The organism is Dysgonomonas sp. Marseille-P4677, assembly GCF_016652235.1.
Taxonomy (GTDB): domain Bacteria; phylum Bacteroidota; class Bacteroidia; order Bacteroidales; family Dysgonomonadaceae; genus Dysgonomonas.
In genome coordinates, this window is sequence record NZ_JAEPKU010000002.1 from 73,120 (window position 1) to 87,638 (window position 14,519).

The window sequence follows — 14,519 nt, forward strand, 5'->3', positions numbered from 1 at the left end:
GGTGAGAAAATTTATATACCTTATTATATATACCGTATTATCGTTGGCATTTATTACGTGTTCCAACGACGATGACTTTTCTTCCGATGGAAATTTACCTCTTACGTTTTCATCGGATTTGATTAGTTTCGACACTATCTTCTCGGAGATAGATTCCCCGACAAGAAAGTTTAAAATATATAATAAAAACAACAACTCACTTATTATACAATCGATAGAATTGATGAATCCCAAAAAAAGTGGATTCAGGATGAACATCGATGGAGAAAATGGTAGTATTATTTCAAGTGTAGAAATCTTGAAAAAAGACAGTCTTTTCGGATTCATCGAAGTTACCGCACCTTCATCCAATTCAGAAATTCCGATATTGATAAAAGATTCTATTAAATTTACAACAAACGGAAACGTTCAATACCTACAACTACAAGCTATAGGACAAGACGTATATATATGGAAAGGCGAAAGAATCACAAGAGATACACTCATTACAAAGAGAAAGCCTCTTCTGATTTACGATTCTATAGTGATAGATAATAAAGCTACGGCCACTATAGAAGCTGGAGTCAAGATTTTTATGAAGAACAATGCAACTATCGAAGTACATGGATCATTGAAAGCCGAAGGTTCGATAGAAGAGCCTGTTATAATAAGAGGGGAACGCTTTGATAAGTTCGATAATGTTATTCCATACGATAACATTCCAGGACAATGGGGTGGCATTCGCTTTCATCCGGAAAGTTACAACAATCGTCTGGAAAATACCAACATAAGAAATGCTGAACGAGGAATAACATTTTATGCATCAAATACGAAGTATAAAAAAGCAACGCTAATCAACACTTCTGTTCAGAACACCTCTGAGTACGGGGTATTAGCAAGCAACAGCAATATAGATGCTATCAACTGTTTATTTTCAAACTCAAACGGAACGCTACTAACGTTAAATGGTGGAGAATACTCTTTCTTACATTGTACTATGGCCAATTATTTCAGTTGGTTCTCATCATTCAGAACAAAAGAAAGTATTATTATAAGTAATAACTCTAAAATTGGAAAAGACACACCACTCGATAAGTGTGATATTATAAATTCAATTATTTATGGTACAATAAAAAAAGAGCTAGCATTAGACAGTACTGCAAATACAACATTCAACTATCAATTTAGAAGTTGCATTATTAAAGCAGAAGAAAGTACTGGTCCGCTTTTCAGCAATATTATATGGAATACAGACCCTTCTTTCCTGTATTTAAATAATGAGGGATACTATTTCTATAATTTCGAGCTAAAATCCCCCTCCCCTGCCATCGACAAAGCAGATAGAACATATTCAGAAAGGGCACCTTTCGATATAAAAGGTCGGTCCAGACTAAGTGATACCAATCCAGATATAGGCTGTTATGAATGGATTAAGTAATATAAGAAAAACGGTATTACTACTAATCTTATTATCTGTCTTCGTCCTGCAAACAAAAGGACAAGAGAGGTTTCGCATCATGTTTTATAATGTAGAAAACATGTACGATACGAAAGACAATCCCAAAACACATGATGAAGACCTCACTCCTTCAGGGCAATTGCGATGGTCGAATTACAGATATTGGAAAAAACTGAATGATATAAGCAAAGTAATTTCATCAGTTGGTAAACAGCGACCACCTGCACTAGTTGGCATGTGCGAAGTTGAAAATGATTCGGTTTTATACGACTTAACCAAAAGAGCTGCTTTGCGGAAAGATAAATATGAATATATAATTACAAATTCGAAAGACAGTAGAGGATCCAATGTCGCTTTGTTATATCAAAGAGACGAAATCAAAATAATAAGTAAGAAATTCTATCGTCCTATTATAGAAACAGCTTTTTATAAAGCAACACGAGATATATTACATGTAACAGGCAAAGTTATCAATGGAGAGGTATTAGATATATTTGTTTGTCATTTCCCTTCACGAAACGAAGGGATAAATAAAACCCGTCCATACAGAATAAAATGCGCAGAACTAATAAAACAAAAAACGGACAGCCTTTTACAGATACGCAAAAACGCAAACATTATCATCATGGGCGACTTCAATGATTATCCGAATGATATAAGTATAAAAGAAACTCTAAAAGCTCAAAGCATCAAGTCATATATCTCCAACAAGAACCTTTATAATATGTATTACCATAAAGCATTGGAAAAAAATGGAGGTACATACAAATACAGAGGAAAATGGAACTATTTGGATCAGTTCATTGTAAGTGGAAATCTATTGAAAGACAATGGTAAAACGATTATAAAAGATAAAGAGGCATCTGTATTTTCAACCGACTTTCTCCTTCATGCAGACAGCAAAAAATATGGAGGGCAAAAACCTTTTCGTACGTACCTTGGATTTAAATATCTGGGAGGCTATAGCGACCATCTGCCTATCTATATGGATCTGCAAATAAAAAACTGATTACTTTTCTTGTAAAGCTTCGCTAATATTACCAAAAACAGCTGCAAGCAAAAAGCGCACCTGTTTTTGTCCGCTTTCATCGATCCCTGCCAATGCAGCATCTACAGTTTCGTATACAGCTTTATTAGCCTTCTCTTTTATCGACCGGCCTAAATCAGTGAGATGTATATAATTAGACCTGCGATCTGTTGTAGAAGCATTCCGATATACTAAGTTTTGTTTTGCAAGATTATCAATCAATCGTGTCATACTAGGCTTATCTTTGAATGTAGAATTACATAAAGTCTGTTGAGTCACACCATCTTCACGCCACAGAAAAGCCAATACAGACCATTGTTCGGGTGTTATATCAAGTCCCGCCTTCCGAAAATTACGATACATCATACGGTTGATAGCCATCGACACCTTCCCGTTTATGATAGGGAATATAAGGTCTAAATCTTGATCGACACTTAATATTTCTTCTTTATCCATACTTCTCTCATTGATCGTTGTATAATACAAAAGTAAGACAAGAAGTTTGTTTATCCAATATTTTTTAAAGCTTTAGCATTTGTTATCTAAACAAAAAAACTTATCTTTGCACCTCATTTGCAAAAATGACATGTTTAATTTATAACTATTTAATTTATGAACAATTACGAAACCGTTTTCATTTTGACTCCCGTTTTGTCTGATGTACAGATGAAGGAAGCGGTAGAAAAATTCAAAACTATCTTGACCAACGAAGGTGGCAAAATAGTAAATGAAGAAAACTGGGGACTTCGCAAATTGGCTTATCCAATCCAGAAGAAATCTACCGGTTTTTATGCGATGTTAGAATTTGAAGCTGATCCGGCTGTTATCGCTAAACTAGAACTTAACTTCCGTCGTGACGAACGTGTTATCCGTTTCTTGACTTTCCGCCAAGATAAGTTTGCACACGAATATGCACAAAAGAGAAGAAAACTAAAATCACCTAAAAAAGAAGAAGTAAAGGAGAACTAAATTATGGCACAGCAATCAGAAATCAGATATTTGACTCCGCCTTCAGTTGATGTCAAAAAGAAAAAATACTGTCGTTTCAAAAAGAATGGCATAAAGTATATCGATTACAAAGACCCTGAGTTTTTGAAGAAATTCCTGAACGAACAGGGAAAAATCCTTCCTCGCCGTATTACCGGAACATCTCTTAAATTCCAACGTCGTATTGCACAAGCTGTTAAAAGAGCACGCCACTTGGCTTTGCTTCCTTATGTAACAGACTTAATGAAATAAAAAAAGGAGGAAAAAGAAATGCAAGTTATATTAAAAGAAGACATCCTTAACTTAGGATACAAAGATGAAGTCGTAACGGTAAAAGACGGTTACGGACGTAATTACCTGATTCCTCAAGGTAAAGCGATTATTGCTTCCGAATCAGCAAAGAAAGTTCTAGCTGAAAACTTGAAGCAACGTGCTCACAAACTTGAGAAAATCAAGAAAGACGCTGAAGCTTTGGCAGCTAAACTAGATGGTGTATCATTAACTATCGGTGCAAAAACAAGCTCTACCGGTACAATTTTCGGTTCTGTAACTAATATTCAAATAGCTGAAGCTCTTGAAAAATTAGGTTACAATGTAGACCGCAAAACCATCATCATCAAAGAAGCCGTTAAAGAAGTTGGTACTTATAAAGCAATAGCTAAACTACACAAAGAAGTTTCTGTGGAAATTCCTTTCGAAGTAGTTTCAGAATAAGAGAACAATCGTTCAAAATAAAAAGGAGGGTTGCCAAACAGCAGCCCTTTTTTATTCTCATTTTTTTAACTAAAACAAACCAAACATGAAACAATTAACAAAAACTGCCCTTAGCGTAATTGCTATTCTATCCCTGTCTTTAATTTTCATTCAATGTAATGACGCAAAAGATGCTATCATCACAAAATATCTGGAACAACAGGTAAAGCAAACAAACGAACAATGTCCGTTAGTAATGGGTGAAGGTCTGACAATGGACAGTAGTAAAGTTGAAGCAAACAAAACATTAAGATTATTTTTCACAATAGCTGGAGATATTGAATCTTTTGATGCAGAAACCGGAAAAGCAAGTGCTATTGAAGCTCTAAAGAATTCATCAGAAATACAACAAGTTAAGGATTATGGCATCACATATGCATATACATATCACAACGGTGCAGGAAAAGTTCTAGGCGAAATAACAATCACACCTGAAGATTATAAATAATTCACCGGTACATTATGCAGATTATCTCTGCATCACGATATATAAAGAGGTCAACCAAATGAGTTGACCTTTTTTATTAACACAAACAATATCAATTTTTATAATATCAAACAAACAATAATAGACATTATCAATGTGATATTTTTTTAATATAATTTATTGATTTCCAACAATTCTTAAAAACGAACATTTTATTATTTTACTCTTTTGGAACTAAAACCGTAAAAAATAAGTAACTTCGTAATGTTTAGATTTTTAGTAAATCTTTCCAGGCTCTAGCTTGTTTATACAAAAAAAAGAAGAATCAATAAACAATATTAATATGAAAATCGGATTTGTAGGATTAGGTAAAATGGGCGGCAAAATGGTAGAGCGCCTATTAAATTTCGGACATGAAGTAGTAGTTTATAACTTGACCCAAAAGGAAATAGATGAGGTTGCTGCCAAAGGAGCTATTCCATCATCAAGTCTAGAAGACCTGGTAAGTAAACTTGGAGATCGCAAACTTGTATGGCTAATGGTGCCTGCAGGAAAACCTGTAGAAGAAAATATAGCTAAATTACTAACATTACTTAAGCCTAATGATATAATTGTAGACGGAGGAAACAGCTACTGGAGAGAAACTGTCGAACGTGGTAATAAAGTAAAAGAAAAAGGCATTCATTACCTAGACTGCGGAACAAGCGGAGGCGTATGGGGATTACAAAACGGATATTGCCTTATGTATGGCGGAGATAAAGAAGCATGCGACTTTGCCGAACCAATCTTTAAAAGCTTAGCTCCGGAAAATGGATATATGCGTTGTGGAGAAAGTGGTGCCGGACATATGGTAAAAATGGTACATAATGGGATCGAATATGGCATGATGCAAGCATATGCTGAAGGTTTTGAAATAATGAAGAACTCTCCTTACAATGTCGACTTGGAAAAAATATCACGTGTATGGATGCAAGGTTCGGTTGTTCGCTCATGGCTGCTTGAACTTATAGGAAATGCTTTGGAAGGAAATGAAAATCTAGACGGCATCAAAGACTATGTAGCTGATAGTGGAGAAGGTAGATGGACTGTACAAACAGCGATGGATTTCGACGTTCCGGCGCATGTTATCACAGCATCACTTTTCACCCGTTTCGAATCGAGACAAGAAACTTCTTATGCAATGAAGCTGCTTGCTGCTATGAGAAATCAATTCGGCGGACATGAAATAAAAAAGGACTAAGCTTTTCGACATCCTTTCCTCAAAAAAACTGTTTTATCTCTATTATCAGTCACTGTATTTATCTATACCAAAGACAGATTTCCCAGTTATTAAAAGAGAAAACGAAACAGATAGAAAAGAGCAAAAAGATGTTACTTTTGTTACCTTTTGGAATACAAAAGAAGGACAGAAATCAAATGCTGACTTGCATTACTAATAAGGTAAAAGATGAAACCAAAAATTATACAAGACCAGGCACTGATTATATTCGGTGCCTCCGGTGATCTTACATACAGAAAGTTGATTCCTGCTATATTTGATCTACACAAGCAGAATTCACTGCCCAAGAACTTTGCAGTATTAGGGGTAGCACGTAGCTCTTTTACAGATGATTCTTTCCGTGAAAAAATGAAAGATGGCATCCGGCAATTTGCTACTGCTAAAGATATTCCTGATGATGAATTAAATACTTTTTGTCAAAAACTTCATTATCTATCAATCAATACGGATGACAATAAGGAATACTCAAAACTAAAAGAACGCTTAGAGTTGTTAGATAAAGAAGAAGGAACATCCGGAAACTATATATTCTACTTATCAACTCCACCGTCACTATATCCTTTAGTTCCTAAATATTTAGCGGAACAAGGTCTTAATGAAGAGAACGGAAATTTCAGACGCATTATTATAGAAAAACCCTTCGGTACTGATTTAAAATCAGCGATAGAACTAAATAAATCACTCGGCCAAGATTATGACGAGGAGCAAATATATCGTATAGACCATTATTTGGGTAAAGAAACGGTACAAAATATGCTCGTTACGCGCTTTGCTAACGGAATATATGAACCGCTATGGAACAGAAACTATATCCATCATGTAGAAATCACTGCAGCTGAAAGTATTGGAGTCGAAAACAGAGGCGGCTATTACGACCATTCGGGTGCACTTCGTGATATGGTACAGAATCATCTCTTACAGCTTGTTGCTCTTGTAGCAATGGAACCTCCTATGTCTATAGATTCGGTTTCTATACGTAATGAGAAGTTGAAAGTATTCCAAGCCCTTCGCCCTATGTCGAACGATGACCTATTCAAGAATGTTATAAGAGGACAATATACAGCAGCCAACATAAAAGGTAAATATGCGAAAGGTTATCGCGAAGAAAAAGATGTAAATCCGGATTCTCGTACCGAGACTTATGTTGCAATGAAACTATTCATTGACAACTGGCGTTGGGGTGATGTTCCTTTTTATGTTCGCACAGGGAAACGTTTACCCACACGTGTTTCTGAAGTAGTAATACACTTTAAACCTGCCCCTCAGCGACTATTTCCCGAAGCTGTAGGACTAAGCAATGACGACAACCAACTCGTAATAAGGATACAACCAGATGAAGGAATCCTGTTAAAAACAAAAATGAAAGTTCCAGGAAGTGGCTATCAGGTAAAAAATGTAAATATGGATTTCCACTACTCCGAATTGCAAAACACATATTTGCCAGAGGCATATGAACGCCTACTGTTAGACTGTATGGTTGGCGATTCAACCCTCTACATAAGAGGCGACGCATTAGAAGCTACATGGAAATTTGTACAACCATTACTTGACTTCTGGGACAAAAACCCCGACGCCCCGCTAAACGGCTATCCTGCGGGTTCATGGGGCCCGGCTAATGCAGACGATCTGATTGAAGAAAAAAATCTGACATGGAGATATCCTTGTAAAAATCTATCTGACGACGGTATATATTGCGAATTATGATAAAAGAAGAAATTAAAATTTACGAAGACCCGAATGCTCTAAGCAAAGGTTTTACCGAGTTTGTCTTAAAGTTACTGGACGTGTACCCACATGTCAATCTAGCCCTATCGGGAGGGACTACACCTAAAGTCATATTTGATTATTGGGCTGAGAACTGTAAGGAGTCTATAGATTGGAATCGCATATCCTTTTTCTGGGGTGACGAACGTTGTGTCCCGCCTGAAAATGTGATGAATAATTATGGTATGACCAAAGATCATCTATTTGATAAAGTACCCGGCATTCCTAATAATAACATCTATAGAATACATGGAGAAAACGAGCCTGAAGAAGAGGCTATATGGTACAGCAAGATACTCAATGCCAAATTGATGCAGCGCCTTGACCTCCCTAGCTTCGAGATTATAATGTTAGGATTAGGAGATGATGGACACACTGTTTCTATTTTCCCTAATCAAATTGAGCTGTGGGATAGTAAAGAAACATGTGTTATTGGGGAACACCCTGAAAGCGGTATGCAACGTGTTAGTATTAGCGGACGAGTGGTAAATAATGCCCAATATGTTGTATTTCTGGCCACAGGCAAGAATAAAGCCGAGAAAGTCAGAGATATAATAAAAAACAGGAAGGAGTTTGCAAACAAATATCCTGCTGCGAAGGTGAACCCTAAAAAAGGGTATCTATATTGGTTCTTAGATGCAGATGCCGCAAGCTTGTTGTAATACTATAAGCTTTTTAAAATATAAAAAGGATAGAATAAAATTCTATCCTTTTTTATTTTGTTCTATAAATGCTAACAGTTTATCAATATAATCACGATTATTAGATAACCGTGGAACTTTATTTTGCCCCCCTAGCTTGCCTATAAATTTCAGCCATTCGTTGAAAGTTCCCTTAGGGAGACTTTTCACAATAGGCAGACCAAGCGACAAATTGTAGGAACGCTTAGCTTCATAATCAGAATTCACCCTCTTTAGATTATCATCCAATGAGGCAACAAATGTATTTAAACTATCAGGCTCATTCGAGAATTCAATAAGCCACTCATGAGCTCCAGTATTATTATCTCCAAAATAAACAGGCGCTGCTGTATACTCACTTATTTGAGCGTTTGTTTCTTTACATGCTTCTGCTAATGCTTTTTCCGCATTATCGACTATCAACTCTTCTCCAAAAGCATTGATAAAGTTCTTGGTACGCCCTGTGATACGGAACAAATACGGATTAGTAGAAGAGAATTCAATAGTATCACCTATCATGTAACGCCAAAGCCCACCATTTGTAGATATAAGAATAGCATAGTTTTGCCCCGTTTCGACCTCATCTAAGGTCAAAGTCTTCGGATTTTCGCTATTCCATTCACTCATAGGCATAAACTCATAATAAATTCCACTATCGAGCATCAATAACATATCTTTGGAACTATCAGCAAACTGTACCCCAAAGAATCCTTCGGAGGCATTATAAGTTTCCCAATAATACATATCAGGCTTACTTATCAATTTCTTATATTGATTCTCAAAGGGAGTAAAACTCACACCTCCGTGAAAAAAGACTTCAAGATTTGGCCAGATATCAGTTAACTCACGCCCCGTATCATTCTTTATTTTCTTAAGCAGCACCATCAACCAAGAAGGTACACCCATAAAAGCTCGTACATCATTTCTGATCGCATAGTCAGATAAGGTCTGCAACTTTATTTCCCAATCGGGTAATAAAGATATACTTTCAGGTGTACGACTTTTCTTTGCCCAGAAAAAAAGATTCTTGATAAGAATTGCTGAGATATCACCGGTAAAAACACCGTCTCCAATATTGTTTATCTGCTTACTTCCTCCCAATACAAGCGTTTTCCCGAAGAAGAACTTCGCTTTATGATTAGTCTGTCCGTATATTGCAAGCATCTGTTCTCCACAGCGGTAATGTCCTTTAACCAAAGATTCTTGTGTTACCGGTATATACTTACTTTTATCCTCAGTTGTACCCGACGACATGGCAAACCATTTTACAGGCTTATTCCATAATACATTCTGTTGCTTATCGATCAGTATCTTATCAAGGTAAGGACGTAAATCTTCATAATGAAACACCGGCATCCGATTTCTGAAATCGTCCTTATTATTTATAGCGGAAAAATTATATTGTTGTCCTATTAGGGATTCAGCCCCATTACGAAGCAGGTAAGTGAGTATTTTTTCCTGAGTATAGATCGGTTTGTTTATAAACCTGTCGACTTCCTTAAATTTAAAGTCCAGGTATTTATGAGCAATATTAGCAATCATCCGATTTTGCTTATCCTTCTTAACTTATCTTCGTCTATTACTTTGATCTTCCGACCATCGAGCGTTATTATATGTTCATCAACAAAAGTTGATAAGGTTCTTATTGCATTGGAGGTTGTCATATTAGACAGATTTGCAAGATCTTCCCGAGACAAATAAATACTAATGGTAGCTCCATCTTCCTCTAAACCATAATTCTCAATCAAAAAGATTAGGGATTCGGCCAAACGTCCTCGTATATGCTTTTGAGTAAGATTTACAACTCGCTCATCTGCAATACCTAGGTCTGTAGATAATTCACGAATAAAGAACAGGCCTAATTTAGAATTAGTCGTCACGATCTCTTCTATAATTTGCATCGGTATAAAGCAAATAGTAGAAGCTTCAAAGGCTGATGCAGCTGTTACATAAGGTTGATCTGCAAAAAAAGCACGGTAACCAAAATACTGAGTAGGCCTTATCATTCTTATTATTTGACTACGCCCCCCTACTCCGTCCTTATATATTTTCACTTTCCCTTTGCAGAGACACATCAATTCTAAAGGCATCTCTTCTTCACGATAGATCACCTCGTTCTTCTTAAAATCAAGGATTTTAGCATTCGTAGATACTAATTCACGTTCTTTGCTATTAAGCAAATCCCAAATTTCGGGAATACACTCTGATATACTTACAATATTACTGCTATCTGCTACCATATAAAGAAAAGCTTGATAATATTAATTCAGGTTCCATAGTTTCCTAAAAAACAAAGTTAATATTTTTTTAGATTAAATATGTTGCAGAACATATTTTTAACTCTCATTCCCTCATTTTAATAAAAACAGCAATGAGATTAATCACGATTTCTCTTTGAATATTACAATAATAAGAGTAATTTTGCACCACTTAAAAAGAAGCATTTATTGCGTTCTTTTTTCCTTACAAGTGGGTAAACTTTAATAATTAAAATAAATTCGTTAAGATGAACGTATCTCTAACAAATGTTGATAGTGTAAATGCTATTCTTCAAATCAGCGTTGCTAAAGCAGACTATCAGGAAAAACTTGACAATGCGCTAAAAACATTCCGCAAAAAAGCGAACATACCGGGATTCCGCCCTGGAACTGTGCCTGTAGGTATGGTCAAAAAAATGTATGGAAAGTCTATACTAGCCGAAGAAATAAATAAAATGGTGGGTGAAAGCCTATACAACTATATTCAGGAAAACAAACTAAACGTACTTGGCGAACCTCTACCTAACGAGGAAAAACAACAAGCTATCGATTTTACTACAGAGGGTGACTATGACTTCTATTTCGACATAGCCCTTGCTCCTGCTATCGAGTTATCTCTTTCTAAGAAGGACAAAGTTAAATATTACAAGATTGATGTAAATCAAGAACTTATTGACAAACAAATCGAGTCTTACAAAGCCAACTATGGCAAATATGACAAGATTGAAGAAGGAGCAAAAGAAACTGACCTCATCAGAGGTATTATTAGCGAACTAGAGGATGGTAAAGTAAAAGAAGGCGGAATAAATGTTGAAGCCGGAATAGTTATGCCATCTTACATGAAAGATAAAGATGAACAAGCTAAATTCGTAGGAGCAAAAGCAGGACAAACAATCGTATTCAATCCAGGCAAAGCTTACGAAGGCAATGAGACTGAAATAGCGTCCTTACTTCATATCGAAAAAAATGCAGTAGACGCAATTGCTCCCGAATTCAAATTCGAAATTACTGAAATTACCCGCTATAAAGAAGCTGATCTTGACCAAGATCTATTCGACAAGGTATTTGGAGCAGGCAATGTAAAGGACGCAAACGAATTTACAGAAAAGGTAAAAGAAACAATACAAGATCAGTTTACTCCCGACAGTGATTATAAATTCTTGCTCGACGCTAAAGAACTATTAGAAAAGAAGATTGGAGACATACAATTCCCTGATGCCTTTCTAAAAAGATGGCTACTTGCAAGCGGCGAAGAAAGGACTGCTCAATCGATAGAAGAAGACTATCCGAAAATAGTGGCCGACCTAAAGTTCCACTTGATTAAAGAGCAAATAGCTAAAGATAATGACTTGAAGATTGAGAATGAAGATATGAAAATCATCGCTATGCAAGCAGCAAGAGCTCAATTTGCTCAATATGGCATGATGAACCTTCCTGACGAAATGGTAGAAAATTATGCGAACGATATGTTGAAAAACAAAGACAATGCTCGTAATCTACTTGACCGCGCAATGGAAAACAAAATCATCGATTCTTTGAAAACAACATTGGGAGTAGAAGAAAAAGCAATATCACTCGATGAATTCCGTAAATTCTTCGAAAAAGAAGAAGACAAGACTGAAGAGGCTTAATTGAGATGGAGTGAAAATATATACAGGCAGAAAGAATAGTTAAATCTTTCTGCCTGTTTTCATTGAACTTAAGCAGAAAAACAAGCAGCAATATTTCAACTATTCAATATTTTATTTATAACTTTGTTTAGTAAGAAAAGAGGCTGACATATAGCCTCTTTTTTATGCCAATTTAGTGGCATGATAATTGTTTATAAAACAATGATATTTAATTATTCACTTATTGAAAGGTAAACATTATGAACAATGAATTTAAGAAATATGCTACCAAGCATTTAGGCATGAACGGACTTGCCCTAGATAAATACGTAGACATAACAAGCAGCTATATATCGCCAACAATTATTGAAGAACGTCAACTTAATGTTGCTCAGATGGACGTATTCTCTCGTTTGATGATGGACCGAATTATTTTTCTAGGGACTCAAATAGACGATTACACAGCCAATGTCATTCAAGCTCAATTATTATACCTTGATTCGGCGGATTCGGGCAAAGATATATCTATCTACATAAACTCACCAGGTGGATCTGTATATGCAGGATATGGAATATATGATACAATGCAATTTATAAATAGCAATGTTTCTACCATCTGTACAGGTATCGCTGCATCTATGGCAGCAGTTTTACTTGTTGCAGGAGAAAAAGGAAAACGTTTTGCATTAAAACATTCTCGTGTGATGATCCACCAACCACTAGGTGGAGCACAAGGACAGGCCTCTGATATAGAAATCACCGCTCGCGAAATTGGCAAAGTGAAGAAAGAATTGTATACCATTATCTCCGATCACTCGGGACAACCTTTTGATAAAGTTGCACAAGATTCTGATCGCGATTACTGGATGACTTCATCAGAAGCTAAAGAATACGGAATGGTGGACGACGTATTAATGAAAAACAAATAATATACACTAAAGAACATCATTTACTCACAAAAGAATAAATGGCTAAAAAAGAATTTAATCAATGCAGTTTTTGCGGACGAAGTGAGAAAGAAGTAAATATGCTTATTTCGGGTTTGTCCGCAGACATCTGCGACACTTGTGCTGAACAAGCTTATCAGATCGTTAAAGAAAGTCTTGAATCCAAGCACAAATCATCGCTAGGAATAGACAGAGCAAAACTACCTGATCCTATTAAGATAAAAGAATATCTTGATGGATACATTATAGGACAAGATAACGCAAAACGCTATCTGGCTGTGGCTGTATACAACCACTATAAACGAATATTACAGGAGAAAAGTGATGATATAGAAATTGAGAAATCAAACATCATATTAGTCGGCCCTACAGGTACTGGAAAAACATTATTGGCTCGTACAATAGCCAAAATGCTTCATGTTCCTTTTGCTATTGTAGACGCAACTGTTCTGACTGAGGCCGGATATGTCGGAGAAGATATAGAAAGTATCCTTACCCGCCTACTTCAAGCATCGGACTATGACGTTGCTGCCGCAGAAAGAGGCATAGTATTTATAGATGAAATAGATAAAATTGCACGAAAAAGTGATAACCCATCTATAACACGTGATGTTAGCGGCGAAGGAGTACAACAAGGCCTATTAAAGTTATTGGAAGGTTCTATTGTTAACGTTCCCCCTCAAGGAGGACGTAAACATCCTGATCAAAAAATGATTGCTGTAGACACTAAAAACATTCTTTTCGTCTGTGGAGGTGCATTTGATGGCATAGAGCGAAAAATAGCCCAACGTTTGAATACTAAGGTTGTTGGCTATGCTTCTTCAATGAAAAATGTGGATATAGACAGAGAGAATCTATTACAATATGTGGCACCTCAAGATTTAAAATCATTCGGACTGATCCCCGAAATCATAGGACGTTTGCCTATTCTAACATATTTGGATGCTCTTGATAAAAACGCTTTGCGCAGAATACTCACTGAACCCAAAAACTCTATAATCAAACAATATATCAAACTATTCAAAATGGATGATGTAGAACTATCTTTCGACCTAGAGGTTTATGAATACATCGTCGATAAAGCTATAGAATACAAGCTTGGCGCTAGAGGGCTACGCTCTATTGTGGAAAGCATTATGATGGATGCAATGTTTACCATCCCATCAGAAAAACCTGCTACATTACACATTACCAAAGAGTATGCCAAAGAACAATTAGAAAAATCACAATTGGTAAAACTTAGAAATTCTCAATAAAGTTTGCTTTTTTCATAAAAAATGGCCTATTTTAAGTTGGAGTTTTAAAATTAGGACTTTATCTTCGTATAAATATAATAGCCTATTTTTTTA

Annotated in this window: 15 protein-coding genes; 12 read left to right on the plus strand and 3 right to left on the minus strand. The window is 36.0% G+C overall.

Annotated elements, in window-relative coordinates; all coding sequences use genetic code 11:
• Position 1: 1 nt before the first annotated feature.
• Complete coding sequence (locus JGH11_RS01150; RefSeq protein WP_370567546.1) at positions 2-1,417, plus strand: choice-of-anchor Q domain-containing protein; 1,416 nt, start codon at positions 2-4, stop codon at positions 1,415-1,417.
• A complete protein-coding gene (locus JGH11_RS01155) occupies positions 1,401-2,447 on the plus strand; it encodes a hypothetical protein (RefSeq protein ID WP_236263820.1) in 1,047 nt (348 codons plus the stop codon). Before JGH11_RS01150 ends, JGH11_RS01155 begins: the two co-directional genes overlap by 17 nt.
• Here JGH11_RS01155 and JGH11_RS01160 read toward each other — a convergent pair whose 3' ends face one another.
• Positions 2,448-2,921, minus strand: coding sequence for a MarR family winged helix-turn-helix transcriptional regulator (locus tag JGH11_RS01160; protein ID WP_201109721.1), 474 nt, complete (start codon positions 2,919-2,921; stop codon positions 2,448-2,450).
• A 156-nt stretch (positions 2,922-3,077) separates the two neighbouring features.
• Here JGH11_RS01160 and rpsF point away from each other — a divergent pair, with 156 nt between their 5' ends.
• The 7 genes from rpsF to pgl all read left to right on the plus strand — a co-directional run bounded on the left by rpsF (position 3,078) and on the right by pgl (position 8,337).
• Positions 3,078-3,434: a 30S ribosomal protein S6 gene (gene rpsF / locus JGH11_RS01165; protein ID WP_201109722.1), complete on the plus strand. Its 357-nt coding sequence runs from the start codon at positions 3,078-3,080 to the stop codon at positions 3,432-3,434.
• Positions 3,435-3,704 carry a 30S ribosomal protein S18 gene (gene rpsR, locus JGH11_RS01170; RefSeq protein ID WP_185153912.1) on the plus strand — a complete coding sequence of 90 codons (270 nt, stop codon included), beginning with the start codon at positions 3,435-3,437 and terminating at the stop codon, positions 3,702-3,704.
• Between the two features lie 18 nt (positions 3,705-3,722).
• The gene (gene rplI, locus JGH11_RS01175; protein WP_201109723.1) at positions 3,723-4,166 is read left to right on the plus strand and encodes a 50S ribosomal protein L9; all 444 of its coding nucleotides are present in this window, start codon (positions 3,723-3,725) and stop codon (positions 4,164-4,166) included.
• Positions 4,167-4,251: 85 nt separating this feature from the next.
• On the plus strand, positions 4,252-4,653 hold the full coding sequence (locus tag JGH11_RS01180) for a hypothetical protein (RefSeq protein WP_201109724.1): 402 nt from the start codon (positions 4,252-4,254) through the stop codon (positions 4,651-4,653).
• Positions 4,654-4,975: 322 nt separating this feature from the next.
• The gene (gene gnd, locus JGH11_RS01185) at positions 4,976-5,872 is read left to right on the plus strand and encodes a phosphogluconate dehydrogenase (NAD(+)-dependent, decarboxylating) (RefSeq protein WP_201109725.1); all 897 of its coding nucleotides are present in this window, start codon (positions 4,976-4,978) and stop codon (positions 5,870-5,872) included.
• 207 nt (positions 5,873-6,079) lie between these two features.
• Positions 6,080-7,615 carry a glucose-6-phosphate dehydrogenase gene (gene zwf, locus JGH11_RS01190; protein ID WP_201109726.1) on the plus strand — a complete coding sequence of 512 codons (1,536 nt, stop codon included), beginning with the start codon at positions 6,080-6,082 and terminating at the stop codon, positions 7,613-7,615.
• Complete coding sequence (gene pgl / locus JGH11_RS01195) at positions 7,612-8,337, plus strand: 6-phosphogluconolactonase (RefSeq protein ID WP_201109727.1); 726 nt, start codon at positions 7,612-7,614, stop codon at positions 8,335-8,337. Before zwf ends, pgl begins: the two co-directional genes overlap by 4 nt.
• 42 nt (positions 8,338-8,379) lie before the next feature.
• On the opposite strand, the gene JGH11_RS01200 is transcribed toward pgl, so the two are convergent.
• Both JGH11_RS01200 and JGH11_RS01205 read right to left on the minus strand, forming a co-directional pair.
• Positions 8,380-9,897, minus strand: coding sequence for a GH3 auxin-responsive promoter family protein (locus JGH11_RS01200; RefSeq protein ID WP_201109728.1), 1,518 nt, complete (start codon positions 9,895-9,897; stop codon positions 8,380-8,382).
• Positions 9,894-10,595, minus strand: coding sequence for a Crp/Fnr family transcriptional regulator (locus tag JGH11_RS01205; protein WP_201109729.1), 702 nt, complete (start codon positions 10,593-10,595; stop codon positions 9,894-9,896). Before JGH11_RS01205 ends, JGH11_RS01200 begins: the two co-directional genes overlap by 4 nt.
• 266 nt (positions 10,596-10,861) lie before the next feature.
• Here JGH11_RS01205 and tig point away from each other — a divergent pair, with 266 nt between their 5' ends.
• The 3 genes from tig (at position 10,862) to clpX (ending at position 14,426) form a co-directional block, all read left to right on the plus strand.
• Positions 10,862-12,244 carry a trigger factor gene (tig, locus tag JGH11_RS01210; RefSeq protein WP_201109730.1) on the plus strand — a complete coding sequence of 461 codons (1,383 nt, stop codon included), beginning with the start codon at positions 10,862-10,864 and terminating at the stop codon, positions 12,242-12,244.
• Positions 12,245-12,483: 239 nt separating this feature from the next.
• On the plus strand, positions 12,484-13,152 hold the full coding sequence (gene clpP / locus JGH11_RS01215) for an ATP-dependent Clp endopeptidase proteolytic subunit ClpP (protein WP_201109731.1): 669 nt from the start codon (positions 12,484-12,486) through the stop codon (positions 13,150-13,152).
• 38 nt (positions 13,153-13,190) lie between these two features.
• Positions 13,191-14,426 carry an ATP-dependent Clp protease ATP-binding subunit ClpX gene (clpX, locus tag JGH11_RS01220; RefSeq protein ID WP_201109732.1) on the plus strand — a complete coding sequence of 412 codons (1,236 nt, stop codon included), beginning with the start codon at positions 13,191-13,193 and terminating at the stop codon, positions 14,424-14,426.
• The last annotated feature ends 93 nt before the right edge of the window (positions 14,427-14,519 follow it).

Bases quoted from the DNA above. Each gene is read 5' to 3' on its own strand.
- JGH11_RS01200 (WP_201109728.1), bottom strand. From the start codon at position 9,897: ATGATTGCTAATATTGCTCATAAATACCTGGACTTTAAATTTAAGGAA.
- zwf (WP_201109726.1), top strand. From the start codon at position 6,080: ATGAAACCAAAAATTATACAAGACCAGGCACTGATTATATTCGGTGCC.
- clpP (WP_201109731.1), top strand. From the start codon at position 12,484: ATGAACAATGAATTTAAGAAATATGCTACCAAGCATTTAGGCATGAAC.
- clpX (WP_201109732.1), top strand. From the start codon at position 13,191: ATGGCTAAAAAAGAATTTAATCAATGCAGTTTTTGCGGACGAAGTGAG.
- JGH11_RS01160 (WP_201109721.1), bottom strand. From the start codon at position 2,921: ATGGATAAAGAAGAAATATTAAGTGTCGATCAAGATTTAGACCTTATA.
- JGH11_RS01180 (WP_201109724.1), top strand. From the start codon at position 4,252: ATGAAACAATTAACAAAAACTGCCCTTAGCGTAATTGCTATTCTATCC.
- gnd (WP_201109725.1), top strand. From the start codon at position 4,976: ATGAAAATCGGATTTGTAGGATTAGGTAAAATGGGCGGCAAAATGGTA.
- pgl (WP_201109727.1), top strand. From the start codon at position 7,612: ATGATAAAAGAAGAAATTAAAATTTACGAAGACCCGAATGCTCTAAGC.
- rplI (WP_201109723.1), top strand. From the start codon at position 3,723: ATGCAAGTTATATTAAAAGAAGACATCCTTAACTTAGGATACAAAGAT.
- tig (WP_201109730.1), top strand. From the start codon at position 10,862: ATGAACGTATCTCTAACAAATGTTGATAGTGTAAATGCTATTCTTCAA.
- JGH11_RS01205 (WP_201109729.1), bottom strand. From the start codon at position 10,595: ATGGTAGCAGATAGCAGTAATATTGTAAGTATATCAGAGTGTATTCCC.
- JGH11_RS01155 (WP_236263820.1), top strand. From the start codon at position 1,401: ATGAATGGATTAAGTAATATAAGAAAAACGGTATTACTACTAATCTTA.
- rpsF (WP_201109722.1), top strand. From the start codon at position 3,078: ATGAACAATTACGAAACCGTTTTCATTTTGACTCCCGTTTTGTCTGAT.